The sequence below is a fragment of the Rheinheimera tilapiae genome (genome assembly GCF_042432165.1).
In the GTDB taxonomy this organism is placed as follows: domain Bacteria; phylum Pseudomonadota; class Gammaproteobacteria; order Enterobacterales; family Alteromonadaceae; genus Pararheinheimera; species Pararheinheimera tilapiae.
Genome location: NZ_JBHLXP010000001.1, coordinates 577,733 through 602,800, shown reverse-complemented (window position 1 = coordinate 602,800; position 25,068 = coordinate 577,733). Strand labels below are relative to the sequence as shown.

Below are 25,068 nucleotides of genomic sequence, written 5' to 3'. Positions count from 1 at the left end.
ATAAAAAGAGCCCGGCTCTAACAACTGGCCGGGCTAGTAGCATCATGAAAATGTCTGGCTAGTTTAGCCTGAATTTTGCGACAGTAGCATTCATTTGTTCTGCCAGTTCGGCCAATTGCTCACTGTTCTCTGCATTTTGCTGAGCCGCTTCGCTGGTGTCTTCCGCAACGGTGTTGATGCTTATGATTTTCTGGTTGATATCCTCGGCAACAACAGCCTGTTGCTCAGCAGCTGAAGCGATTTGCGTATTTTTGTCGCTGATGGCCTGGATGTTCATCAATACCGCCGCTAATGTCTGACCGACAGTTTCGATGCGGTTATTTCCCTCGCTCGCTTTAATTTGGCTTTTTGTAATGGCATCAGCAGCTTCTTGGGAGCCACTTTGAAAGGCTGAGATCATCTGTTGGATATCTTTCGTGGATGCGGCAGTGCGACTAGCAAGCGCTCTCACTTCATCGGCTACCACTGCAAAGCCTCTGCCCTGCTCGCCCGCCCGGGCCGCTTCGATTGCAGCATTCAACGCGAGTAAATTGGTTTGTTCCGCAATACTATTGATAACATCCAAGACAGCTGTAATTTCTGTACTTTTGCCTTTAAGAAGCTCAATAACCCGGGCTGTGGCACTGACTTCCTGAGATAACTCGCCAATCAAAGCGATTGTTTGTAGTAATTGCTGCTGACCCTGCACTGCATTTTTCTGCACAAGCTCTGAAAGCTCTGCAGCTTCTGTCGTTGTCAAAGCAACATCACGAACCGTCGTGCTCATCTCATGCATAGCGGTCGCTGCGAGTTCCGTATCCTGTTGTTGACGTTGGATCCCTTTAAAGGTCTGCGCTGTCACGACTGACGACTCTTCGGCAGCTGCGGCTAATTGGGCAGATGCACTACTCAGTCCACCAATCACTTTTTGCAACTGTGTAACTAAAGATGCTGTGGCCCGGGCTATATTCCCAAACTCATCATCGCCGGCACCTGCAGTGATTTGGTGGGGATCCATGGTTAAATCACCTGATGCAACAGCCACCAGCGTTTGTTCTATCGTAGTAACAGCATCGGTCATGGAGTGAATCATTTTGCGAATGACAATCACAGTGACAATACCGAGCAAGCTCAATAACACGGCCAAAAACATCAGTTGATTGAGCGCAGTTCGCTTTAACTCAGCAGCCTCTGCAGAAAGCTCATCAGACAACACTTTCTCGAACTCTGTGAGTTTGGCAATTCGTGCAGTAGCCAGGTCAAACCAAGCTGCATCATCAATTGAAAATTCTGTCGCGGTTGCTTTGGCAAAAGCTTGCTGATGAATATCGGCGACTTGGCGAAACTCCGGGAGTAACTGCATGTCATCCCAGCGTTTTTTCTGTGCTGCTGTGAGCATGCCAGACATGCTTTCAGCATAGGCACGATAAGCCCCCAGATTGTTGGCAAAAGTAGTCAGCGTTTGCTCGGTAAAACGGCTCTGGCTGAACACTATGCCTAAAATTGCGCGCTCCCGTCCGGCTCTTTCTTTTGTTTCAATGAGTTTATTCAGCGTGGCCAGGCTTCTACTTAACCCTAAGTGCTCAAGCTGAAGCTCAGCTTGATGATCATTAGCGATAAGATCTGCGATCAATTTGGTGTAACGGGTAGCAGATTCAGCACTCGCCACTGAAAGCCCGTCTATTTTTGTCCTGAGCTCATCTACTTCAACTTGAATGGCTGAAAATTCTTTGATACCGATTGGTCTTACTAAGCCAAGAGCGTCGTCTGTTTTGTTGCGCAGTCCGGATAACCGCTCTTTGAAGCGTGATCCCTTACTTGCCAGAACGACACCACTTGCGCCTCGTTCAGCCTGTAAGGTGCCGATCAATTGGCTTACTTTCACGGAATGGCTGACGGTCGTTTCAACCTGCAGTGCGATAGTGTAGTTTCCCACATCCATCAAAATACGATTGAGTGCCAACCCAAGCAGAGCCAGAACAGGCAGAGTGAGTAACAAGATTAGTTTTGCTTTGACTGTAAGATTGCGGATTTCCATCGTCATGATAGGCCTTCTATTTTTCCCTGATAGAAACAACATAGGAGATGCTCGGAAAAAGGCAAACAACTACCACTTTCGGATTAGACCTTGATTTAACTACCTAGAAAGTGCAAATAGCTGCCACATTGATCACCTATATTTCACTTGGGGCGCATGATTGTTTAAGCAGGCAACACTGTAAGTAAGCCGATATCCAAGCACTTAAACTCGTTCGCGAAGCAAATTATTGCGCAACAACGCGCGCCGGACGCTCAGACACATTTTTCCGAATCGGCGGATCTCGTCAAATTTCGGGCTTACACCACGTTTCATCGCACACTCCCAATAACAGATCTCGCTATCCACCATTTCGAGTAGCTTTTTAGGGCAGCCGGCACAATCAGTATTAGCACCACAAATAAAGGTGCTCGGCTCATACAACGGAAATTCAGCTTTTACCTGCTCAATAATCTCGCGCATTGCAGTCATGCGATCCGGCTTCATTATCGGCGCTCATTTGCATTATCTGATGCAGGAGGTCGGGTAGACTGAGCGTTTATAGCGGCATGCCTATCCGCTATTTCCTGTGCTATTAGCTCCTGAAAAAACAGCAGGTGCTGATTGAGTTTCAGAATGCCATCAAGCAATTGTTGCTGGGTGTTGAGCAGCCGAGCTTGGGCGTTTAATTCAGCAAGGCTCAAAGGTATTTGGTCTCCCTGTGAACATAGACCGCAGGATAATGTTATTGATTTCTCAATACTACCCGGACACAGGGATGAAACTTGTTTATCACGCGTAGACACTTATCCACCGAGACTTCATGATGAGTCGCTACATCATGAAGCCCGGCGCTCTTTGTGCCAATTCACCTTAAGAGGTAGTTCTTGTAGTTCTAGGCTGGAACTTTCTGCGCGAGGTACTCAGGATAAAACCTGAAATAGACGCCGGTGCCGCCTTCAGTACGTCGCTCTACCCGCAGTTCCCCGTGCAGTTGCCGGCTGCGTTCCTGCATGATGGCAAGACCATAATGATTGAGCTTTTCCGCTTTATCCGGAATACCAATGCCGTTGTCCTCAACACAAAGCTCTATCCATTTGTCCGGATGTTGTTTGAGTCCAACCAATACTTCGGATCCCTTACTATGGTGTACAGCATTCTGACTGGCCTCCCGCACTATTTGCAGCAAGTGGATTTCTTCTTGTGGTGACAGTGGAATATTCGCTAACTGGTAGTCGATGCGAAACCGCATTCCCGACTGCTCAGCTAACACGGTCACGGCCTGCTGCAGCGCAGCCTCGACACCGCCGCCATCTACTTTTAGTCTGAATGTGGTTAATAACTCACGCAGCTGACGATAGGCACTATCAAGCCCCTGCTTTAGTTCATCAGTGATTTCCTGCAGAAGCTCGGGGCGTTGTTTTTCAATAGCTTTATTCAGCCTTGTCACCTGAATTTTCAGATACGACAACGCCTGAGCTAAAGAATCATGCAGTTCACGGGCAATGACCGTACGCTCTTGCATTAAAACTAACCGGCGGCTCTGCTCTTGTTCTTGCTTTAAACTCAGCGCTATCGCGATATGACCTGCAACACTGCGGAATAACTGCAGCTGCCAATCACTTAAGGATTCTGTACTGTGAGTACGGACAACTAACACGCCATGATGCTGAGTCTCGCGCTGAACCTGAAATCGATACACCCAGCCACTATTATCCATCTGACCACTATCACTGGCCGAAGTACAATCACCACAGCTAGAACGTCCGCATTCTTCATGACTGTTATCAGGCAAGATTTGTAAATAAGGCCGGCTGCCCTGCTCGGTCAGTAGGCACAACTCAATGTCTGCCACCGATACAACCTGCTGTAATTGCTGCACTATGGTGTCCAGTCTATTGCGGTCCACAGTTTCAATAGTCAGGTCCCGCACCATATCGTATAAAAACTGCAGTTTCGTATTAGAAATTTGCAACGCCTGAGTTTGAGCGTCCACCCGTTTTTGCAAGGTGCCATACATAGACGCAATAGCGTCTGACATTTTATTCAGCGTTTGGGCCAAAACTCCCAGTTCATCCTTTTCCTGTGGCTCGACACGACAAGTAAAATCACCTTGGCCGATCCGATGCGCAGCGCGGGTTAATTCACTTAATGGTTGCTCAACCCTATTGCGTAACCAATGCAGGACCACAGCGGCGAGAAACACTGTGGTAAAAAGCGCGAAGATTTGCACGATGCGTAATAAGCGGACCTTATGCTCAGCATCCTGCTGAATGGTGCTGACCAATACTTCGATATCATTCACCTGACGCTGCGCACGAAGAAAGCGCTCTGATGCCGACAGTTGCTTCAGCTGCTGGTCCAGTTGCAGCCAATTTTGCCTCGCTTGGACGAACTGCAAATTCAGCTGTGGATTGGCCGTTTTCATGTGGCTGAATACCGGGTGCTGCCAGCTCTGTATCAGCTTTTCCCGCGCAGCCAGAAAATCTGTACTCGATGGCTGTTCACTTAACATCACCACTTTGAAAGTCTGCATCCGCAGTGACCCGGCGACGTTGATCGCTAACGCATCACTATCGGCCCGTTCGGACAGCCAGTAGGAAATAATCATGGTCCCTAGCGCTAAAGTGACGATGATCCCAAGAGCAATGCCAATGCGACTGACAATTGAAGACTGATGCTTCAATAGAGGTTTGATTTTTGACATGCCGGCTCCTTGGGTTGATAACCGGATTCTACCTCTTTCTATGACCAATTTCAGGGGCTACTCCTTTTGCGCCAGACCTCAAACCACCAACAGCCTGGCCGATTTACATTTCATATATTCACTAATTAATTCAGATAGATAGCAAAAAACAAAAATACCCACTTAGTGGTACTTTCAACCTCTTGTACCTGTTTGCACTCCGTGGATTGCTTGCGCCAAATCAATCATGATTCTGCTTGCGCATTCCAAACTACTGGCAAGTTCAGCAAATGATCCGGCATACCAATATCAACCGGGTCGGCAAGCAGGAGTAATACAATGAGTCACTTGCTCGACAAACTGCGTTTTTTTAAAACGCGCAGCACGCCATTCGCCGACGGGCACGGCGTTACCACCAATCAGGACAGAACCTGGGAACAGGGTTACCGCCAACGCTGGCAACATGACAAGATTGTCCGCTCCACTCATGGCGTTAACTGTACAGGTTCATGCAGCTGGAAGATATATGTCAAAGATGGTCTGGTGACCTGGGAAACCCAACAAACTGACTACCCACGCACTCGTCCGGATCTGCCGAATCACGAGCCGCGCGGCTGTCCTCGCGGCGCCAGCTACTCATGGTACATCTATAGTGCGAACCGACTGAAATACCCGAAAGTTCGTCAGCATCTGATGAAACTGTGGCGCGAAGCCAAAGCGGTACATCAGGACCCGGTCAAGGCCTGGGAGTCGATTGTTTCTGATCCGGTCAAAGCCAAAAGCTATAAAGAACGCCGCGGTTTAGGTGGTTTTATCCGTGCCAGCTGGGATGAAGTCAATGAACTCATCGCAGCAGCCAATATTTACACAACCAAACAATATGGCCCAGACCGTGTCACCGGCTTCTCGCCGATTCCGGCGATGTCGATGGTGTCTTACGCCGCTGGCGCGCGTTATTTGTCGCTGATTGGCGGCAACTGCTTAAGTTTCTACGACTGGTACTGCGACTTACCTCCATCGTCACCACAAGTTTGGGGCGAGCAAACTGACGTACCTGAATCGGCCGACTGGTACAACTCCAATTACATTATTGTCTGGGGTTCCAACGTGCCACAAACACGGACACCAGACGCACACTTCTTATCCGAGGTGCGTTATAAAGGCACCAAAACCTGTGTGATCACATCGGATTATTCCGAAGCTTCCAAATTCGGTGACACCTGGCTCGCGCCAAAACAAGGCACTGATGCGGCCCTGGCCATGGCTTTTGGTCATGTCATTTTAAAAGAATTCCATGTCGACAGCCCAAGTAGTTATTTCACTGATTACGTGCGTCGCTATACCGATATGCCGATGCTGGTTTTATTGGAAGAACAAGACGGTAAGCTGGCTCAGGGCCGTTTCCTGCGCGCAGCAGATCTGATCGATAACCTAGGTGAAGCCAATAATCCAGACTGGAAAACGATTGGTGTCAAACAAGACGGCAGCCTGACCAGTCCAAACGGCGCCATTGGTTACCGCTGGGGCCAAAACACCGATCAGGTCGGTAAATGGAACCTGGAGCAAAAAGACAAAGACGGCGACGTTGAACTGAAACTGTCGTTAATTGACGCGCACGACGCTATTGCTGAAGTGGCCTTCCCGTATTTTGGTGGTGCGCCACATGAATACAAATACTTCCAACATACCGAACATGACGAAGTACAGATCCGTCGCATTCCGGTGCGTAAAGTCCAACTGAAAGATGGTACTGAAGCCTTAGTAGCCACAGTATATGACCTGACGCTGGCGCATTATGGTGTCGATAACGGCGCAGCTTTTGGTCTTGCCGATCCACATCGCGCCGCTTCATATAACGACAACGTGCCATACACTCCGGCCTGGCAACAAGCTATTACCGGCGTCGAGCCAGAAGCTGTAATTCGGGTGGCTCGCGAGTTTGCCCGCAATGCAGACAAAACCCGTGGCCGTTCTATGGTCATCGTCGGTGCTGCGCTCAATCACTGGTACCACATGGACATGAACTACCGCGGTCTCATCAATATGCTGATGATGTGTGGTTGTATCGGTCAAAGTGGTGGTGGCTGGGCACACTATGTTGGTCAGGAAAAACTGCGGCCACAAACCGGCTGGGCGCCACTGGCATTTGCCACTGACTGGCAGAAACCACCACGTCATATGAACGGCACCTCATTTTTCTATAATCACGCCAGCCAATGGCGCTATGAAAAACTCGATATGGCTGAGGTGGTATCACCGCTGGCCAATAAGGAAAAATGGACCGGCTCCATTATCGATTTTAACAGCCGCGCCGAACGCATGGGCTGGTTGCCTTCTGCACCGCAGCTGGGCACCAACCCACTGCATCTGGCGGCCAAAGCCAAAGCGGCCGGGCTGGATTTAAAAGATTATGTGCTGCATCAGCTCAAATCTGGCGACATTAAGTTCGCCTGTCTGGAACCAGAAAATCCACAGAACTTTCCGCGCAATATGTTTATCTGGCGCTCTAACCTGCTGGGTTCCAGCGGCAAAGGCCATGAATATATGCTGCGTCACCTGCTTGGCACCAAACATGGTTTGCTCGGCAAAGACTTAGGCGGTTTTGGCGGCAAAAAACCAGAAGACGTGCAATGGACCGACGCACCAGCCGAAGGCAAAGTTGATTTGTGGGTGACGTTAGATTTCCGCATGTCGACTACGTGCCTCTATTCCGACATCGTGCTGCCAACCGCGACCTGGTATGAAAAAGACGATATGAACACCTCGGACATGCATCCGTTTATTCATCCGTTATCAGCTGCGATTGACCCGGTATGGGAAGCGCGCAGCGACTGGGAAATATTTAAAGGCATCGCCAAAGAATTCTCACGGTTATGCCCGGGCCACTTGGGGGTGGAAACCGATCTGGTCACCACGCCAATGCACCATGACACCCCGGCAGAGCTCGCCCAGCCGTATGGCGTCAAAGCCTGGTGGAAAGGTGAATGTGAGGCCATTCCTGGCATCACCATGCCACACCTGAATGTGGTTGAGCGCGATTATCCTAATACCTATCAGCGGTTTACCTCGCTTGGGCCTTTGCTGGATAAAGCTGGCAACGGCGGTAAAGGCATCAGCTGGGATACCAAAAACGAGGTGCATTTCCTCAAAGAGCTGAACCGCACCCATACCGCTGAAGGCGCCAATAAAGGCCTAGCACGAATTGAAACTGCGATTGATGCCTGTGAAGTGATTTTAAGCCTGGCGCCGGAAACCAATGGTCAGGTTGCGGTGAAAGCCTGGGCGGCTTTATCGAAAATTACCGGCCGTGACCACCGCCATCTGGCGCTGAACAAAGAAGATGAAAAAATCCGCTGGCGCGACATCGTGGCACAACCACGTAAGATCATCTCCTCACCAACCTGGTCAGGCTTGGAAGACGAGCATGTCTCTTATAACGCCGGCTACACCAACGTGCATGAGCTGATCCCATGGCGCACCATCACCGGCCGCCAGCAGTTTTATCAGGACCACGAATGGATGCGAGATTTTGGTGAACAGCAATGTGCTTACAAGCCGCCCATCAACTTAAAAACCGTGGCGCCGGTGCTGCACAAGAAGCCCAATGGCAATAAAGAGATCGTGCTGAACTGGATCACACCGCACCAGAAGTGGGGGATCCACAGTACTTACTCTGACAACTTGCTGATGCTGACCTTGTCGCGCGGTGGCCCGATTGTCTGGCTGAGTGAGTTAGATGCACAAGCGGCAGGTATCGAAGATAACGACTGGATTGAAATCTTCAACGTCAATGGTGCCATCGCCGCAAGGGCGGTCGTTTCGCAACGCGTACCGGAAGGCATGAGCATGATGTATCACGCACAGGAGCGGATTGTAAACGTACCTGGTGCAGAGACAACAGGTACCCGCGGCGGTATCCACAACTCAGTGACCCGCGCTGTGATGAAGCCGACTCACATGATCGGTGGTTATGCTCAGCAAGCCTATGGCTTTAACTATTACGGCACTGTCGGCTGTAACCGCGACGAGTTTGTCATCGTGCGCAAGATGAGCAATGTCGACTGGTTAGACACCAAATAAGGTTGGAGTAAGAATTTATGAAAGTCAGAGCCCAAATCGGCATGGTGTTAAACCTAGACAAATGTATCGGTTGCCACACCTGCTCTATCACATGTAAAAACGTCTGGACCTCACGGGAAGGCGTGGAATACGCCTGGTTCAATAACGTCGAAACCAAACCAGGCATTGGATTTCCGAAAGAATGGGAAAACCAGCAAAAATGGCACGGCGGCTGGACCAAAAATGGCAGCGGCGAGCTGGAATTAAAAATTGGCGGCAAACGTCGGGTGCTGGCGAATATTTTCGCCAACCCGGACCTACCGGAAATCGACGACTACTACGAGCCGTTTGATTTTGATTACCAATATCTGCATAACGCACCAGATAGCAAGCACCAGCCTGTCGCACGCCCGCGTTCACTGATTAGCGGCCAGCGCATGGAAAAAATCGAATGGGGGCCAAACTGGGAAGAAATTCTCGGCACCGAATTCGAGAAACGCAAGAAAGACCAGAACTTCAATGACGTGGTGCAAAAAGACATCTACGGCCAGTTTGAAAAAACTTTCATGATGTATCTGCCACGGCTCTGTGAACACTGTCTGAACCCGGCTTGTGTTGCGGCATGTCCAAGCGGTGCCGTCTACAAACGCGAAGAAGACGGCATTGTATTGATTGATCAGGACAAATGCCGCGGCTGGCGTATGTGTGTCTCAGCCTGCCCGTACAAAAAAATCTATTACAACTGGAAAACCGGTAAATCAGAAAAATGTACTTTCTGCTTCCCGCGGATTGAAGCCGGTCAGCCGACTGTCTGTTCGGAAACCTGCGTTGGCCGCATCCGCTATCTAGGCGTATTGCTGTATGACGCAGATAAAATCGCCGCAGCCGCCAGCGTCGCTAACGAACAGGATCTGTATCAGGCACAGCTGGATATATTCTTAGATCCAAATGACCCGAAAGTCATCGCCGCGGCCCGCGCCGAAGGCATCAGTGATAACTGGATTAAAGCCGCGCAGCAAAGCCCGGTGTACATGATGGCGATGGAGTGGAAAGTCGCACTGCCGTTACACCCGGAGTACCGCACACTGCCGATGGTTTGGTATGTACCGCCATTATCTCCAATCCAAAGCGCAGTTCAAGCTGGCCATGTCGGCATGAACGGTGAAATCCCGGATTTAAAATCGCTACGTATTCCATTGAAATATTTGGCGAATTTATTAACAGCCGGTGATGAAAAGCCTGTGGTGCGGGCCTTAGAGCGCATGATTGCAATGCGGGCGTTTAAACGGGCACAACAGGTCGACGGCGTCGAAGACCTCGCTGTGCTTAAACAGGTTGGTCTGAGTGCGATTCAGGTTGAAGAAATGTATCGCTACATGGCTTTAGCCAACTACGAAGACCGATTTGTTATTCCAACCAGTCATCGTGCTTATGCAGAAAATGCTTATGACCTCAAGAGTTCATGTGGCTTTAGCTTTGGTAACGGTTGTGGCGATGGCAACAACGGCGTGAATCTGTTTGGTGCAAAAGCTAAAGGCGTCCGTCAGGTCATTCCAGTAGAGATTAAGGATTAATATCATGCAAATACTTCAGGTGATTTCGTTATTACTCGACTACCCGACTGAGCTGTTGCATGACAGTCAAACCGAGCTTGAGCAAATTGTGGAGGCGTCGGCGTTGTCCGACGCCGCCAAGAATGCACTATTGGCTTTTATCAAAAACCGACTGGACAAGGAATTAATGGACTGGCAGGCCGAGTATGACAGCCAGTTCGAGCGTGGCCGCAGTTTAAGTTTACTGCTGTTTGAACATTTACATGGTGAGTCACGGGACCGTGGTCAGGCCATGGTAAACCTGCAAGCGCAGTATCGCGAAGCTGGACTCGATATTTCACAAAAAGAATTACCGGATTATCTGCCGCTGTACTTAGAGTTTTTGTCGACGCAAGGTGATGACAACGCGCGCTACGGTCTGCAGGAAGTTGCTCCTATTCTCGGCTTGTTGGCAGCCCGGCTGGCGCAGCGCGATTCGGATTATCAAATTCTGCTGCATACATTGCTGGAGCTTTCAGAGGCTGAAATCGACCTTGCAGATCTGACCAAACAAATCAGCAGTGAGCAAAGAGATGACACGCCCAAAGCGCTGGACAAAGTCTGGGAAGAGGAAATGGTCAGCTTTATGTCACAGCAAGGCGAGAACAGTTGCCCAAGCAGCCAAAACCGTCCAGGCGAAGGCCAGCGCCGCGACCAAATGGTGCCAGTGCAATTTTTTAGCGGTATGGCACCCGGTCAGGACGTGTCCACCACTTCAGGAGTCTTATCATGAGTTACTTTGACCATTTTGCCTTTGGCATTTACCCCTACATCGCCTTTGCCGTGATGTTAATTGGCAGCTGGATACGCTACGACCGCGAGCAATACACCTGGAAGACCAGCTCCAGCCAGCTGCTGGAGAAAAAGGACTTACGTCGCGGCAGTATTCCATTCCATATTGGCATCATTGCCATTCTGGGCGGTCATGCCGTCGGCCTGCTGACACCACCAGAAGTCTGGCACTTGTTCGGCATCAGTGCGTCATTTAAACAAATGATCGCAATGGGCGTTGGTGGCTTTTTCGGCCTGATTTGCCTGTACGGTTTAGTGATCCTGCTCAAACGCCGGCTGACCAATCCGCGTGTAAGAGCCAGCAGCAACCCGATGGATATCGCGCTGCTGTGGTTGTTACTGGCACAACTGTTACTGGGTTTAAGCTCGATTTTTGTCTCCGCTGGTCATATGGACGGCAGCGAGATGTTAAAACTGATGGCATGGGCCCAAAATACTGTGACCTTTGATAGTGCAGAAGCCGTTGCTGCAATGCAGGGCGTACACTGGATTTTTAAAGCGCATATTGTGCTTGGCATGACGCTTTTTGTGGTATTTCCGTTCAGCCGTCTGGTGCATATGTTGAGCGTGCCGCTGCAATATATTGGTCGGCCACATCAGATTGTTCGTCAGCGTTTTATCCGTTAACAAGGGGCGCTCACAGCGGTCCGTTAATACATGAAATAAACAGAAGGCCAGCAGAGTGCTGGCCTTTGGGAGTTTTAAAATGATCGAAGTCAATCAGCAGCAAATCTCCGAGGCGGATATCTTTGCTGAAATGCAATACCACCCAGCCAGCGATAAACGCGCAGCCATGGTCGCCGCCGCACAAAGTTTGATCATTGAGAAATTGCTCTGCCAGCGTGCAGACGAACTGGGCTTAGGTCAGCAAGTTAATGCGATGCAAAACGCTGAAGACAACCAATTACGCCAGGCTGCACAGGATCAGCTGATCCAACAGGTGATCGATTTGGAAGTGGTTGTTCCAACCGCAACTTCCGCCGACTGCGAGCTTTATTACCAGCAAAATCCGGACAAGTTTATCAGCTCTCCGTTACTCGAAGTCCGTCACATTTTATTGGCATGCGCACCAGATGACCATATGGGCCGCAGTAACGCCCAGAAACAAGCTGAGGTACTGATTGAGCAAATTGACAACGGAGCATCCTTTGCTGATTTAGCCAGTCAGTTCTCGGCCTGCTCAACCAAGGACAGTGGTGGTTTGCTCGGTCAAATATCAAAAGGACAAACCGTGCCTGAACTGGAACGCCCATTATTTCGATTAATCCCCGGATTATTGCCTTATCCTCTTGAGAGTCGATATGGCTTGCACGTGATTGAGGTACTCAACCGGGTTGATGGAAAATCGCTGCCCTACCAGGCAGTCTCTCAACGCATTGCGGACTATCTGAATGAAAAAGTCCGGCGTAAAGCGGTCAGTCAGTACATCACGCAGCTGATCACTACATCACAGATTGATGGCTTTGATTTTAATGTGAATGCATCACCATTGATGCAATAGCTGACCAGGTCCTGCGACAGCCCGTTGCTGCAACGGGCTGTCCTCGTATCAGTTCTATGCGTCAGTTTTATTCAAACACACCACCAAAGAACGTTGGCTGTCGAAAAAATAAGGTCTGATCCCCATGTTCATTCGATGCACCCGCTGGTTCAAACATGTATTTGCCTTAAAAAACCGCAACGGTCAGCGCCTGTCAGCGATTCCATTTACGCAACGCTTTAAAGTAATCTCTGCAGCTTTTATTGCCCTGTGGCTTGTTGCACAAATCAGCGAGTATTCTCTGCGTGGTACCGAACATTCTCTTCTACTCGCATCGATGGGTGCTTCTGCTGTTTTATTGTTTGGTTTGCCCGGCAGTCCTCTGGCAAAACCAGCGGTTTTCTTTTGGGGTCATTTGCTTTCAGCCGCTATCGGATTGTTGATCAGCCATCTGGTGACTCATTTTGCACTGATGGCAGCCCTAACCGTTTCTTTAGTAGTTTTAATGATGTATCTCTTTGAAGCTATGCATCCACCTGGAGGTGCTACAGCACTGGTTCCGGTGATCGCAACAACCAATGGACCAGCACCGGGGATGGATTTTCTGCTCTATCCGGTTGCCCTGAATTTAATCGTGATGCTGACCGTTAGTTTGTTCTTACAACGCTATTTGTTAAAAATCAACAAAGTCACTCCAGGTCCGGGCACACCCGAAACCAGAGATTTGCCTCCCCTGGCTCGGAGCCAGTTGCAGAAAAAGGATATCCAAGCAGCGATTCAGGAGTTTTCATCCGTGCTGGATATTAGTGAGTCCGATTTGGTCCGCTTATTCAGCCTCGCTCAGCAACAAGCGATGAACCGACAAACTACGACGCTTCACTGTAACGACATTATGGCGAAGGATTTAGTGACCGTCTCACCAGAAACGTCATTGCAAGAAGCATGGTCTCTGCTTCGTCAGCATAAAATCAGCATGTTGCCGGTGGTCGATGTCGATTATCGTTTGGTAGGTGTGATCTCTGTCCCTGACTTTTTAAAGGACCTTGCGATTACAGAACTCACTGGAACCCGCCAACATCTGCACAGCCTGTGGCTTCATCTTCGCCTGAAATGGTCGGGTAGCCAACACTCTGCCGGCCATACGGTAGCAGACAAAATGAGTACCCGATTGATCGTTGCTGCCCCAGATGATGCGATATCAACGCTCGTGCCATTACTAGCCAACAATGGATTACATCAAGTTCCAATTGTGACCGAAAACTTTAAGCTCTGTGGTGTTGTTACTCAATCTGACCTGATAGCGGCATTAGCACATTTGCAGGTAATTCAGTAACTACAACCATGAAACGCCAAGATTACCTATTTGTGGTTATCCGACTGTTTATATTGGTATTTTTATCATCTTCATCGTCTAACACGCCTACAATACGCGCAGCGAACCGCAAAAGGAAAACTACGATGAAACGCGCGTTATTGCTGGCCAGCCTGGCCCTGTCTGAAGCAGCTTTTGCTGATGGCATCAATCAAATATGGCAAGACTCTAGCTTGAAATGGAATTTCCGTTATCGCATCGAACAAGTGCAACCTGATGGACCACTTGAAGATGCGTTAGCGTCAACATTGCGCAGCCGACTCACAGTCAATACTGGTAAATGGACATTGGCTTCCAATCAAAGTATCAGCGCGTTGATTGAAGCAGACCATGTGGCCGTGATTGGTGGCGAGACATACAACAATACAGTGAATGGTTCCAGCAGATACGCCACTATCGCAGATCCGGACGGCTTGGATTTAAATCAGGCGGCGCTACTGTTTAAAGCAGGAGATTCCAGTCAGATTACGCTTGGCCGGCAGCGCCTGAACTTCGGCGACCAGCGTTTTATTGGCAGTGTTGGTTGGCGGCAGAATGAACAGACCTTTGATGGGATCAGACTAGTACAGAGCTTCGGCAGTACGGTGCAACTCGACCTTGCCAGTTTACACAATGCCAATCGGGTGTTTGGTCCGGATGGTCCCAATGCAGATCTGCACGGGCGGTTTAATTTGGCGCAGGCCAATTGGACAGTAAAACCAGAACATGTGCTGCAAGGCTACGTGTATGACTTCGATTTTGACAGTCTGGTCGCTCGCTCCAGCAGCACGCGCGGCTTTGATTACAAAGGCGCCGCACAAGGATTTAAATGGCAACTGGCGCTTGCAAATCAACAGGATGCTCATCAAGCACCCGCCAATTACAATGTCGGTTATCATCGGATAGAACTGAGTTATCCCATCAGCCAAGTCACAGTCAAAGGGATTGTCGAGCGTTTAGGCTCGGACGGTAAAGTGGCATTCCAGACACCATTTGCCACTTTACATGCCTTTAATGGCTTTGCGGACATGTTCTTAACCACTCCGACAAATGGATTGCGTGAACAGGCTGTACAATTAGCGTTTCCGGTACTGAAAGCAAAGGCAACCTTGTCGTGGCACCACTTCAACAGTGATTACGCCGATATCCATTATGGCAATGAAGTCGACGCCAGTCTGGCTTACGAACTGAACTCACAATGGCAAATTCTGGGCAAAGTTGCTTTTTATCAGGCGGATAAATACCAGGCGGACACTACTAAATACTGGCTGATGCTGTCCTTTCAGCCATAGCTTCAATTTTCGTCAAGTCTCTCGGACCGACAGCTCCACGTCGGTTTTTTGCGGCGCCATTTCACGTTGATTTGGCGCTCTTTTTTTTGTGACATGCTAACTTTTCTACGACCTGCTCAGCGACTTCAGCAAGTGTCTCCTGCATATCCATGGCCAGTTTTTGTAATTGATGATGCGCTTGTTGCTCTGTCAGCTGATGCTGGTCGATTAACAACAGTTTTGCTCTTTGAATAATTTTGAGTTCTTGTACCGCAATTCTCGCATTACATAACTCTGCTTCAATACTTGAGATGTAGTGTGACTGCTCCCGCAACAAGTGCAGCAGCGAAGCTTGTTCCGGATATTTTGAAGCACTTGGAATGAGGGGGGGTACATCATCCGCCACAATTCCTGCAGGTTCAGACCGATGATGTTGTAGTACACGCTGTTCTTTATCGTAGGTTTGTTTAGAGTTGGTTAGTTGCTGTTCCAGGTTCGCTTTGACGGGCTCTAACATACTGTGTAACACATCAATGCGTTGACTGGCGCTTTGGTACCATAGCTCCGCTAATGTTGGCGACGCCTGTGAGTGAAGACACAGACCAAGCATTAGCTGTTTCAGTTCAGCATACTGTTGGCCATTATCTTGCTCAAAGTAAGGCCGATACTGCAGACAACTCTCGGCATCGATTGCCGGCCAAAGTGCCTGTAAAGCATCGTGTTGAGACTGCCCCAGTACTTGTAGTCGCTCTGCCAGCTCTCCTCCAGCCGCTTTACCAGAAAATGCAATGACCCCCCAAGCACGTTCCTGTCCTGCATACTCTTTGGCTTGAAGCAGATAGATCAGGCTAAGTACAGACCTGCTGACCTGCGCAGAAACCGACAGTCCTGCTGCTTCAATCACCACATCAAGCCATAGCCGAATCAATACTGAGTAATGCTCACAGGGTGTTTGACTGACTTCCTGCCGAAACTGGTAGCGCTGTACAGATTTTCTGATCTCCGCTAAGTCAAAACTACTTTGCAAAGCCAGCGCAATCGATGTTTGCAATCTCGCCGCACTGATGTAGCCCGAAGACATAATGGTTTGTATCACCCGGGCTGTATTTTCCAAGGCCTGATCCACTAATTTGGCCTGGTCATTCAACTGGATCTGAAATGAGGTTTGCGGTGTATACATCACCAAATTGCTGAGTCCACGCTCGCGTTGCAGGTGGTGAACGGCATCGCCGATTTGAGTCACTAACTCAATCAGCGCATGGAGCTGTCGCAACGCAGCCAAATCTTGCTGCTTTGCGGCCAACAATAAACGAAGCACTAAAGGGTCCATTGGAACTCAGCATCTATTTCAAGGAACTTTGCTATCGCAAATGCTGTTCCAACATAGCAAGTACAATCCTATGCCACTGATTTATATAGCGTATATGACCAATAGTCATTCAATACTCGAACACTGCGAAATGCGAAAATGCGCTATGGCTGTGCAAAGCCTGCACTGATATGGCGCACCATCAAGAAGATGTTGGACACACTAAAAGTATTTTTCCATAGATATGAAAGACTTAACTAGTTAGCAAATCTGGCATCTGAAATGCATTAACGATAAAGCGGAATAACCGCAGCAATCACCACAGAATATTGGACAAAGGCGTCCGCTCCTCACCAGAGGGCGGACGCTTTTTTTTTGCACACAGCACAACAAGGAAAAACTATGGCTTACCTCATTCCCGCTGAGTTTGTCACCAAAATGGTCGACGCTGGCGAATCAAAGATTTTTATGTCGACCCGGGATACTCTGATCCGTGCCTTCATGGCAGGGGCGATTCTGGCGCTGGCAGCCGTATTTGCCGTGACAGTCTCTGTACAAACCGGGTCACCGTTGGCTGGCGCTATGTTGTTTCCGGTTGGCTTTATCATGTTGTATTTAATGGGTTTTGATTTGTTAACCGGTGTGTTTGTGTTAACACCTTTAGCATGGTTAGATAAACGCCCCGGCGTGACCATCAGCGGTATTTTACGAAACTGGGGATTGGTATTTTGCGGCAATTTCGCCGGTGCGTTAACGGTTGCGTTCATGATGGCCTTTGTATTCACGATGGGGTTTGATGCCCCGGCCGGACCTGTCGGTGAAAAACTGGCTGGCGTTGGTGAAGCCAGAACCGTGGGTTATGCCGCACATGGCGTTAGCGGATGGCTGACAATCTTTTTACGCGGCATGCTGTGTAACTGGATGGTATCGATGGGCGTCGTTGGCGCCATGATATCTACCAATGTCAGTGGCAAAGTGATCGCGATGTGGATGCCGATCATGTTGTTCTTTTATATGGTATTCGAGCATTCGGTCGTCAATATGTTTCTGTTTCCTTTTGCCTTGATGATGGGCGGCGATTTTTCCGTGATGGACTATCTGCTGTGGAACGAGATCCCGACAGCACTGGGCAATCTGGTGGGTGGTTTGGCATTTACCGGTCTCACTTTGTATAGCACTCACTACAAAACGGCACCGAAGCGGGATTTGTTGAACACCAGCAGTTACAGTACGAATAAAAAGGCCGCCTGATAGTGGGTTTGCAATTAAATATCGGCCAGTACAGTACCGCTGGCCGTAAATCGATCAATCAGGACTTTATTGACTACAGCATGCCTGCCAGAGCACTTTTGCAGGAAAAAGGTGCCGTATTGGCCATCGCAGATGGGATTGGCAGCAGTCAGGTCAGCCAGATCGCCAGTGAAACTGCAGTGCGCAGTTTTATTCTGGATTATTTTGCGACCAATCCTGCCTGGTCAGTGCAACATGCAGGTCAACAGGTGTTGCAGGCCTGCCATCGTTGGCTCTATCAGCAAAACAGACAGAGCAGCTACGGGCAGGATCCCGATAAAGGCTATTGCTGCGCCTTTTCGGCGGTGATTTTCCGGCAAAAACAGGCACATCTTTTTCATGTCGGAGATTGCCGGATCTATTTGTATCGGCAGTCAAGATTGTCTCAGCTCACCCGTGACCAGCGTACCTGGCAAGCGAATCAACTATTACTGAGCCAGGCCCTTGGCGCCCAACCCACTATTTTGCCTGACTATCAGCAACTCGATATCGCAGTTGACGACCTTTTTCTACTGGCATCCGATGGCTTTTTTGAGTTTATTGAACAAAGTAAATTAGCGGATGTGCTGGCTAAAGCGAATCAGGTTGAAGATCTCACTGAAATGGCCCGGCAACTTGCAGACATCGCGCTCGCCCATGGCAGCGATGATAATATTTCAGTGCAACTTGCCTTGGTCAGGCAGCTCCCCGTGGAGACCACCTTACCAGGTGGCTCGCTAGAAGAGCTGCCACTACCGCCGCTGCTGCATGAAGGTAGTCAGTTTGATGGACTCACCGTGATACGGGTACTCAGCCAGAGTAACCGCAGTCATTTATATCTGGTTGAATTACCTGCCGGTCAACAAGCAGTGTTAAAAGCGCCGTCGCTCGAATTGGCTACAGACGATTCCTATCTCGAGAGTCTGCTGCGTGAAGAATGGATCGCGAATCGGGTACATAGCCCCTATGTGCTTCGTGCGGCAAGCATTGAACATCATCGGACCGCCCTTTACAGCTTGTTTGAATACATTCACGGTGAAACGTTACATCAATGGCGCTTGCGACAACCTCAACCAGATCTTAATCAGGTCATTGATATCGTTGAACAAGCAGGCAAAGCTTTGCAGGCACTGCACCGCGCGGAGATCCTGCACCAGGACATACGGCCTGATAACGTAATGTTGGATCAACAAGGTCAGGTCAGAGTGATCGATTTTGGTGCTGCACGACTTGCAGGTTTACAAGCGGATCATGAAGTCGCAGGTTTAATTCCGGGCACGGCGCTTTTTACCGCTCCTGAATATTTCACCGGTCAGGCCGGCAGTACTCAATCTGATCTTTATTCATTAGCAGCCCTTTGCTATTACCTGCTCACAGGACAATCGCCCTATGGGCCGGACATTGCTCGTTGTAAAAATCTGCCAGCTCAGCAAAAGCTCAGTTATAGGCCGATCATTGGTCAACATGCTGATTGGCCAGAATGGCTGGATCTGACTTTGCAAAAAGCATTGCAAGTTGATCCATTAAAACGCTATCAGCACCTTTCAGAATTTTTATATGACTTACGTCACCCGAATCCGGGGCTTTGGCGTGAGTTGACGCTACAAGTCGCCTACCCGGTACGAATTTGGCAAACGATCTGTTATCTGCAGACATTGCTCATTCTCTGGCTATTGTTTGTTGTGAACTAATTTAGCGACTGGGACGCATGCTTGTTACACCGCGTCCCATCCGCTCATCTTTGACAACACGGGCATTCACTGAGCCATTGATTTGTCAGAACTTGGCTAACAGCTGTATCCAGTACTTGCTGGTATCTGTCAAATAGTGCTTGGCATCATACTGCGCCGCTTTTACTAGCAAACCATACTGCGGATTGAACTTATATTGCAGAGTTGCATTGAGTTCATTTCCGTAATCCATGTTGCCTATAGCCGCATCTAACCAGTGATATTGCAACTGTAAGTCCCATTTTGGTTGCACATAACCGGCCTTGAGCTGAAGGTCTTTCACACCATTCGCCGGAGTGTTGAGGAACTTGTCCGCGAATCCCTGAAACTTATGCAAAGTTGCTAATGGCGTAGTAAAACCCACGCCATTGTCTGAGCCTAGTTTTTCATAACCAGCTCCAAAGACATAAGACTGGTAGCTAATCTGGCCTTCGATATTCTGGTAAGAAGCCCGGTAAGACTTCGGATTATCGGCAGCCTCTTGTTGCGTTGCGATTGCCGCAGCCCATTGCCAACTGAGTGCGCCCGTCTGACCGCTTTGCTGATAGTCCAGGCCCAAAGTCCGATTCGACTGCAGCGGTGCTTCGCGGAAGTCCATGTCATAGGCATAGGCTTTTAATTGCTGTGTGGCAGAGATGGCGTAATTCAGATCCAGCAAATGAATATTACTACGCCAGTCACCTTGCGGGCTCTTGCTACCAAAGACCCGGTTGACTCTGTTACTGAAGCTGTAATCCAGTTTGACTGCTGAACTGAGCTGAGTCTGATAGCGAATCGCATCAAAAGTCTGTTCGTTTTGCCGCCAGCCCACGCTACCAACAAAACGCTCATTACCAAGCGCCAGCTTTTGCCGGCCTATTTTCAGCTGATGGCCTTGATGCTGGTATTGCACGAACACCTGATTTAAATCACTGCCTGCCGGATCTGCAATCAACGGATATTGTGTTTTACCGTTGAAACTATTGTTGTAGCTGGTATCCCCCAGCTCGGCGACATAATCAAACTCAACACCAGCGCTGAATTGCTCAGTGATCCCCTGCAGTACAGTCAGTCGCGATAGCAAGGTACTGGCCAGGGCGTTTTCAGCCAGTCCATCCTGATCAACGCTTTCCAATCGATAACGAAAGAGCCAGTTCACGCTTTGTTGCCCGGCTTTTAACGGCGCTGTTTTTGCAGGCGCAGTTGTAGACGCGGGTTGGGTTGTTTGTGCAGCTAATGACAAGGGCAGCAAAGCGAGCGCTGCCACTTGCAGGTTCATACACAGCATGAACTTGTTTTTACGCGCCGTTGGTACAGGTATTGAAGCCATCATAAACACTCCTTTTACGTTTTTTGGCGACACCAAGCCTCGGAGGTCAATCCGACAACTGTGTGTGGTTTAATGGCCTTTGGCCTGGGGTTTAATTAGCCTGCAGCAGGTTTTCAGGGACCTTTAGCAAGGTCGGGGAGACTGCCATTGGCGCACTGACAACCAGTCCAATAACAATCAGTGTTGGACCCGACAGCGGATTGGGCCCTTGCTGGTGGCAAGCATAACGGGCACAGATATCAGATAGATTTCCGATCAGTTGTTGTTGAGCATCGGTACTCACTTGATCGAGCAAGGCCACCGGCATTTCACCGGGCCAGCCGACATTCATCAGACCAAGGCACAACTCATTAAGACGGTTTAATCCCATGTACACCACTAATGTGGGATTATTGCCATATTGATAGCGATAGTTTTGCCAGTCTGGCTGGCGACTGGGATCGGCAAACTGTGCCGTCAAAAACTGTACCGCGGAAGCCTGACCACGGGCTGTTAACGCAATCCCGCTATAGGCACTGGCAGCACAAGCGCTGGTGATCCCAGGGACTATAGCAAATCGTAATCCGGCCTGTTCCAGCGCTTCGGCCTCTTCACTGACCCGGCCAAAAATAGTCGGATCACCGCCTTTGAGGCGGACGATCACTTTGTCCGCTGTGACACTGAGCCTGCCGTATTCAACTAATAGCTGGTTGATCTGCGCTTGAGGCATCGCGTGCTGACCGGCGCGTTTACCGACGTAGATCTGTTGGCAACTGCGTCGGCACAAGGCTAACACTTGCGGGGACACTAAATTGTCATACAAAACGACATCTGCAGCGCGTAGTAACCGTTCACCTTTTCGCGTTAACAGCTCTGGATCGCCAGGTCCTGCGCCCAGTAAATAGACACCAGGAATCGTTTCGCCGGAAGCCGGGAGCGGGACTGTGCGTCGAGTAGCACCAGTACCTGCAATATAATCACCGAGGTTGGTACCAAAACTACTGCCAAACTGGCGCAAATTGAGGCCAGCTTGCTGGAAAAAACTTAGTACACTCATATCACTCTCCCGCAGCTGGTCTTGCGCCAGTTTGCTGTTGCTGTATCCGTAAAAAAGCCGGTATACCCTGTCGCTTTAAATAGTCACTTAAATTTGTCACTCGACCTGTAAAGCACTGCATGATCAGGCTGCGACAGCGTCTACCGCGAACGGCTGGCTACCAATCAGGACCTTTTGATGTGACAACATCACCGGATACACCGGCACACTAAACGACGGGTCTTGCAAACACTGGCCAGTGCGCAAACAAAAATGTTGTTTGTACAAGGGCGAAGCGACAACCAGCTTGTCGCCAACAGAACCTAAAATGCCGCGTGATAACACATTGGCGCCACCAACTGGATCAAAATTGCCGACGGCAAACAATTCGCCGGTCCCGCCCGAATCGTCGGGACGTAACCAGAACAGTGCAACCTGTTGCTCTGCCACTAACACGCAAACACCACTATTTTCGACTAAATCGTCGAGACTACAGATCTCCTGAAAGCTCATGCGATACTCTCCTCTGTCAGATTTTTAACTGGGATTTGAAGCTGAAATTGTTGCTTTTCTTCTGCCGTCGCCGGGCGGATCTGGGCGCGCTCTTCGACAAACAAAATGTTTGGATCGGCCTTATCACTGTTCACAAAATGCCGGAAACGCTTTAGTGATTGCGGATCGTCAAGTGTTGCTTTCCATTCACAAGCGTATGTACCTGCCAGGCGTTGCATTTGAGCCTCAAGCTCTGACGCGATCCCCAGGCTGTCGTTGATCACGACGTCTTGCAGGTACGCGAGCCCACCGTCCAGCTTCTCGAGCCACACAGACGTTCGGGTCAGGCGGTCGGCTGTTTTGATGTAAAACATCAGGATGCGATCGATGTAACTGATAAGAGTCTCGGTGTCTAAGTCGGTGGCAAAGAGATCGGCATGGCGTGGACGCATGCCACCATTCCCGCAAACGTACAAATTCCAGCCGCGTTCTGTGGCAATAATACCGATGTCTTTGCTTTGTGCTTCGGCGCACTCCCGGGTGCATCCGGATACCGCCATTTTGATTTTGTGTGGAGCACGCAGGCCTTTATAGCGGTTTTCAATGGCAATAGCCTGACCGACACTGTCCTGCACGCCATAACGACACCAGGTGCTGCCCACACAGGATTTTACTGTTCGCAAAGATTTGCCATAGGCATGGCCGGTTTCAAAACCAGCATCGACCAGTAACCGCCAGATTTGGGGTAACTGTTCTAAACGCGCGCCAAACAAGTCGATACGCTGGCCACCAGTGATTTTGCAATACAAATTAAAATCCTTGGCGACCTGACCAATCACAATCAGTTTATCCGCAGTAATTTCGCCACCGGCAATGCGTGGGACTATTGAATACGAACCGTCTTTTTGCATATTGGCGAGGAATGTGTCGTTGGTATCCTGCAAACCGACATGTGGTTTTTTCAGCACATATTCGTTGTGCACAGAGGCGAGCAATGACCCTATCGTTGGTTTGCAGATCTCGCAGCCATGCCCCTTACCGTGTTGACTCAGAATTTGGTAGAACGTCGTGAGCCCCTCAACTTGGATCAGATGCAGCAGTTCTTGGCGTGAATAGGCAAAGTGCTCGCATAAATGATTGCTGACTTCTACGCCACGGGCTTTGAGTTCTTCATCAACCACCGATTTCAGTAATGCACTGCAACCACCGCAGCCGGTTGCGGCTTTGGTGCATTGTTTAATACTGGCGAGGTCACAGACCCCGGCGCCAATGGCACCGACAATGTCGCCTTTGGCGACGTTGTGACAGGAGCAGATAGTCGCACTGTCCGGCAATACTAATGCCGGTAATGCCGTTTGACCCGAAGCTGGCAATATCAGCTGCTCCGGATTTGCCGGCAACGGCATATCATTCAGCGCATATTGCAGCAAAGTATCGTAGGGGCTAGTGTCTCCGACCAGCACAGCGCCCAATAGCTTTTTGCCATTTTGGCTGACGACCAGTTTTTTATAGTGACCAGCTTTCGGATCGGTAAAGAGGTAGCTCATTGCGCCAGGTGTTTTCGCATGCGCATCACCAATAGAGCCGACTTCCACACCCAGCAGCTTCAGTTTGGTGCTCATATCTGCACCGCTGAAAGTCAGCGTAGCCTGTTGTTGATTTACCAGCTGATCAGCAACAACCCGCGCCATCTGATAACCAGGCGCAACCAGACCAAATATTTTTTGTTGCCATAACGCACATTCGCCAATGGCATAGGTACTCGGATCAGAAGTTTGACACAGGTCGTTAATGACAATACCGCCGCGCTCACCCACGGCGAGCCCGCTTGAGCGCCCCAGTTGGTCATAAGGTCTGATGCCCGCAGAAAACAACACCAAATCAGTTTCAAGCGTGGAACCATCGGCAAACTGCAGCTGATAACGACACTGCGTGCCAGGCACAATAGCCTGAGTCCCTTTACCGGTATGCACTGTGACACCAAGCTGCTGAATTTTCTGAGCAAGTAAAGCACCACCGGCTTGATCAAGTTGCACCGCCATCAACTGCGGCGCAAATTCGACCACATGAGTCTCAAGACCAAGCTGTTTTAGCGCATTAGCCGCTTCTAACCCTAACAAGCCACCGCCAATCACCACGCCTACTTTGCTTTGTGCAGCGCTTGCTTCGATATTCTGTAAATCCTGCAAAGTGCGGTACACCAGACAATGCGGTTGGTCATTGCCCGGAATGGGCGGTACAAAGGGATATGAGCCTGTCGCTAATACCAGCTTTTCATATGAGTACACCCGACCATCGCGGCAATAAACCAGGCGTTCTGTGGGAACAATTCGCTCGACCCAACAGTTCAGTTGTAAATCAACTTGCTGCTCCTGATACCATTGTTCCGTCGACATCGACAGTTCGGAAAAAGGCGTGCCGGTAAAGTAGGATGACAAATAGACCCGGTCATAGGCCAGCTGTGGCTCACCACACAATACTGTCACACGGCAGCCGGCATCGCGCTGGCGTAATTGTTCAATAAAATGATGTCCAACCATTCCGTTGCCGATCACCAGGATCTGCGTCTTCACTGTGTCCTGTAATGTCTGTTGCATGTTGCTTTCCCCTTGCCTTTGCCTGCAGAGCCTGCCCTCGGACTGTCATTTGCAGACAATAAAAAAAGCCCAGGTCTTCCCTGCAGTTTTGCAGGTTCAACTTGGGCTTCTTTGCCGGGG

Annotated in this window: 17 protein-coding genes; 9 read left to right on the top strand and 8 right to left on the bottom strand. The window is 49.7% G+C overall.

Going from position 1 to position 25,068, the window contains the following annotated elements:
* Positions 1-58 precede the first annotated feature (58 nt).
* The 3 genes from ACFFJP_RS02610 to ACFFJP_RS02600 all read right to left on the bottom strand — a co-directional run bounded on the left by ACFFJP_RS02610 (position 59) and on the right by ACFFJP_RS02600 (position 4,703).
* A complete protein-coding gene (locus ACFFJP_RS02610) occupies positions 59-2,023 on the bottom strand; it encodes a methyl-accepting chemotaxis protein (RefSeq protein ID WP_377240190.1) in 1,965 nt (654 codons plus the stop codon).
* Between the two features lie 198 nt (positions 2,024-2,221).
* Positions 2,222-2,503: a hypothetical protein gene (locus ACFFJP_RS02605; RefSeq protein WP_377240187.1), complete on the bottom strand. Its 282-nt coding sequence runs from the start codon at positions 2,501-2,503 to the stop codon at positions 2,222-2,224.
* Between the two features lie 388 nt (positions 2,504-2,891).
* Entirely contained in the window at positions 2,892-4,703 is a 1,812-nt protein-coding gene (locus tag ACFFJP_RS02600; RefSeq protein WP_377240185.1) for a histidine kinase, read from the bottom strand.
* Between the two features lie 318 nt (positions 4,704-5,021).
* Here ACFFJP_RS02600 and ACFFJP_RS02595 point away from each other — a divergent pair, with 318 nt between their 5' ends.
* From ACFFJP_RS02595 to ACFFJP_RS02565, 7 genes are all read left to right on the top strand, one after another.
* Positions 5,022-8,762 carry a nitrate reductase subunit alpha gene (locus ACFFJP_RS02595; RefSeq protein WP_377240183.1) on the top strand — a complete coding sequence of 1,247 codons (3,741 nt, stop codon included), beginning with the start codon at positions 5,022-5,024 and terminating at the stop codon, positions 8,760-8,762.
* A 17-nt stretch (positions 8,763-8,779) separates the two neighbouring features.
* Positions 8,780-10,315, top strand: a complete 1,536-nt coding sequence (gene narH / locus ACFFJP_RS02590; protein ID WP_377240181.1) for a nitrate reductase subunit beta — start codon at positions 8,780-8,782, stop codon at positions 10,313-10,315.
* A gap of 4 nt (positions 10,316-10,319) precedes the next feature.
* Entirely contained in the window at positions 10,320-11,066 is a 747-nt protein-coding gene (narJ, locus tag ACFFJP_RS02585) for a nitrate reductase molybdenum cofactor assembly chaperone (protein WP_377240179.1), read from the top strand.
* Entirely contained in the window at positions 11,063-11,752 is a 690-nt protein-coding gene (gene narI / locus ACFFJP_RS02580) for a respiratory nitrate reductase subunit gamma (protein WP_377240177.1), read from the top strand. Before narJ ends, narI begins: the two co-directional genes overlap by 4 nt.
* Positions 11,753-11,831: 79 nt before the next feature.
* Complete coding sequence (locus tag ACFFJP_RS02575) at positions 11,832-12,626, top strand: peptidylprolyl isomerase (RefSeq protein ID WP_377240174.1); 795 nt, start codon at positions 11,832-11,834, stop codon at positions 12,624-12,626.
* Between the two features lie 124 nt (positions 12,627-12,750).
* On the top strand, positions 12,751-13,938 hold the full coding sequence (locus tag ACFFJP_RS02570) for an HPP family protein (protein WP_377240172.1): 1,188 nt from the start codon (positions 12,751-12,753) through the stop codon (positions 13,936-13,938).
* A 125-nt stretch (positions 13,939-14,063) separates the two neighbouring features.
* A complete protein-coding gene (locus ACFFJP_RS02565; protein WP_377240170.1) occupies positions 14,064-15,248 on the top strand; it encodes an alginate export family protein in 1,185 nt (394 codons plus the stop codon).
* Between the two features lie 61 nt (positions 15,249-15,309).
* Here ACFFJP_RS02565 and ACFFJP_RS02560 read toward each other — a convergent pair whose 3' ends face one another.
* On the bottom strand, positions 15,310-16,557 hold the full coding sequence (locus ACFFJP_RS02560; protein WP_377240168.1) for a nitrate- and nitrite sensing domain-containing protein: 1,248 nt from the start codon (positions 16,555-16,557) through the stop codon (positions 15,310-15,312).
* Positions 16,558-16,938: 381 nt separating this feature from the next.
* On the opposite strand from ACFFJP_RS02560, the gene ACFFJP_RS02555 reads away from it, so the two are divergent.
* Positions 16,939-17,787, top strand: coding sequence for a formate/nitrite transporter family protein (locus ACFFJP_RS02555; protein ID WP_031569099.1), 849 nt, complete (start codon positions 16,939-16,941; stop codon positions 17,785-17,787).
* Positions 17,788-17,795: 8 nt separating this feature from the next.
* Positions 17,796-19,496, top strand: coding sequence for a bifunctional protein-serine/threonine kinase/phosphatase (locus tag ACFFJP_RS02550; protein ID WP_377240166.1), 1,701 nt, complete (start codon positions 17,796-17,798; stop codon positions 19,494-19,496).
* Between the two features lie 85 nt (positions 19,497-19,581).
* On the opposite strand, the gene ACFFJP_RS02545 is transcribed toward ACFFJP_RS02550, so the two are convergent.
* The 4 genes from ACFFJP_RS02545 to nirB form a co-directional block, all read right to left on the bottom strand.
* Positions 19,582-20,847 carry an alginate export family protein gene (locus tag ACFFJP_RS02545; protein ID WP_377240164.1) on the bottom strand — a complete coding sequence of 422 codons (1,266 nt, stop codon included), beginning with the start codon at positions 20,845-20,847 and terminating at the stop codon, positions 19,582-19,584.
* A gap of 88 nt (positions 20,848-20,935) precedes the next feature.
* On the bottom strand, positions 20,936-21,880 hold the full coding sequence (gene cobA, locus ACFFJP_RS02540; protein WP_377240161.1) for a uroporphyrinogen-III C-methyltransferase: 945 nt from the start codon (positions 21,878-21,880) through the stop codon (positions 20,936-20,938).
* Between the two features lie 123 nt (positions 21,881-22,003).
* Positions 22,004-22,372, bottom strand: a complete 369-nt coding sequence (gene nirD / locus ACFFJP_RS02535; protein WP_377240159.1) for a nitrite reductase small subunit NirD — start codon at positions 22,370-22,372, stop codon at positions 22,004-22,006.
* Positions 22,369-24,948, bottom strand: coding sequence for a nitrite reductase large subunit NirB (nirB, locus tag ACFFJP_RS02530; RefSeq protein WP_377240157.1), 2,580 nt, complete (start codon positions 24,946-24,948; stop codon positions 22,369-22,371). The genes nirD and nirB overlap by 4 nt, the downstream gene beginning before the upstream one ends.
* Positions 24,949-25,068: the final 120 nt, after the last annotated feature.

Excerpts from the sequence above, each read along its gene's own strand:
- ACFFJP_RS02610 (WP_377240190.1), bottom strand. The coding sequence starts at position 2,023 with ATGACGATGGAAATCCGCAATCTTACAGTCAAAGCAAAACTAATCTTG.
- ACFFJP_RS02605 (WP_377240187.1), bottom strand. The coding sequence starts at position 2,503 with ATGAAGCCGGATCGCATGACTGCAATGCGCGAGATTATTGAGCAGGTA.
- ACFFJP_RS02600 (WP_377240185.1), bottom strand. The coding sequence starts at position 4,703 with ATGTCAAAAATCAAACCTCTATTGAAGCATCAGTCTTCAATTGTCAGT.
- ACFFJP_RS02595 (WP_377240183.1), top strand. The coding sequence starts at position 5,022 with ATGAGTCACTTGCTCGACAAACTGCGTTTTTTTAAAACGCGCAGCACG.
- narH (WP_377240181.1), top strand. The coding sequence starts at position 8,780 with ATGAAAGTCAGAGCCCAAATCGGCATGGTGTTAAACCTAGACAAATGT.
- narJ (WP_377240179.1), top strand. The coding sequence starts at position 10,320 with ATGCAAATACTTCAGGTGATTTCGTTATTACTCGACTACCCGACTGAG.
- narI (WP_377240177.1), top strand. The coding sequence starts at position 11,063 with ATGAGTTACTTTGACCATTTTGCCTTTGGCATTTACCCCTACATCGCC.
- ACFFJP_RS02575 (WP_377240174.1), top strand. The coding sequence starts at position 11,832 with ATGATCGAAGTCAATCAGCAGCAAATCTCCGAGGCGGATATCTTTGCT.
- ACFFJP_RS02570 (WP_377240172.1), top strand. The coding sequence starts at position 12,751 with ATGTTCATTCGATGCACCCGCTGGTTCAAACATGTATTTGCCTTAAAA.
- ACFFJP_RS02565 (WP_377240170.1), top strand. The coding sequence starts at position 14,064 with ATGAAACGCGCGTTATTGCTGGCCAGCCTGGCCCTGTCTGAAGCAGCT.
- ACFFJP_RS02560 (WP_377240168.1), bottom strand. The coding sequence starts at position 16,557 with ATGGACCCTTTAGTGCTTCGTTTATTGTTGGCCGCAAAGCAGCAAGAT.
- ACFFJP_RS02555 (WP_031569099.1), top strand. The coding sequence starts at position 16,939 with ATGGCTTACCTCATTCCCGCTGAGTTTGTCACCAAAATGGTCGACGCT.
- ACFFJP_RS02545 (WP_377240164.1), bottom strand. The coding sequence starts at position 20,847 with ATGATGGCTTCAATACCTGTACCAACGGCGCGTAAAAACAAGTTCATG.
- cobA (WP_377240161.1), bottom strand. The coding sequence starts at position 21,880 with ATGAGTGTACTAAGTTTTTTCCAGCAAGCTGGCCTCAATTTGCGCCAG.
- nirD (WP_377240159.1), bottom strand. The coding sequence starts at position 22,372 with ATGAGCTTTCAGGAGATCTGTAGTCTCGACGATTTAGTCGAAAATAGT.
- nirB (WP_377240157.1), bottom strand. The coding sequence starts at position 24,948 with ATGCAACAGACATTACAGGACACAGTGAAGACGCAGATCCTGGTGATC.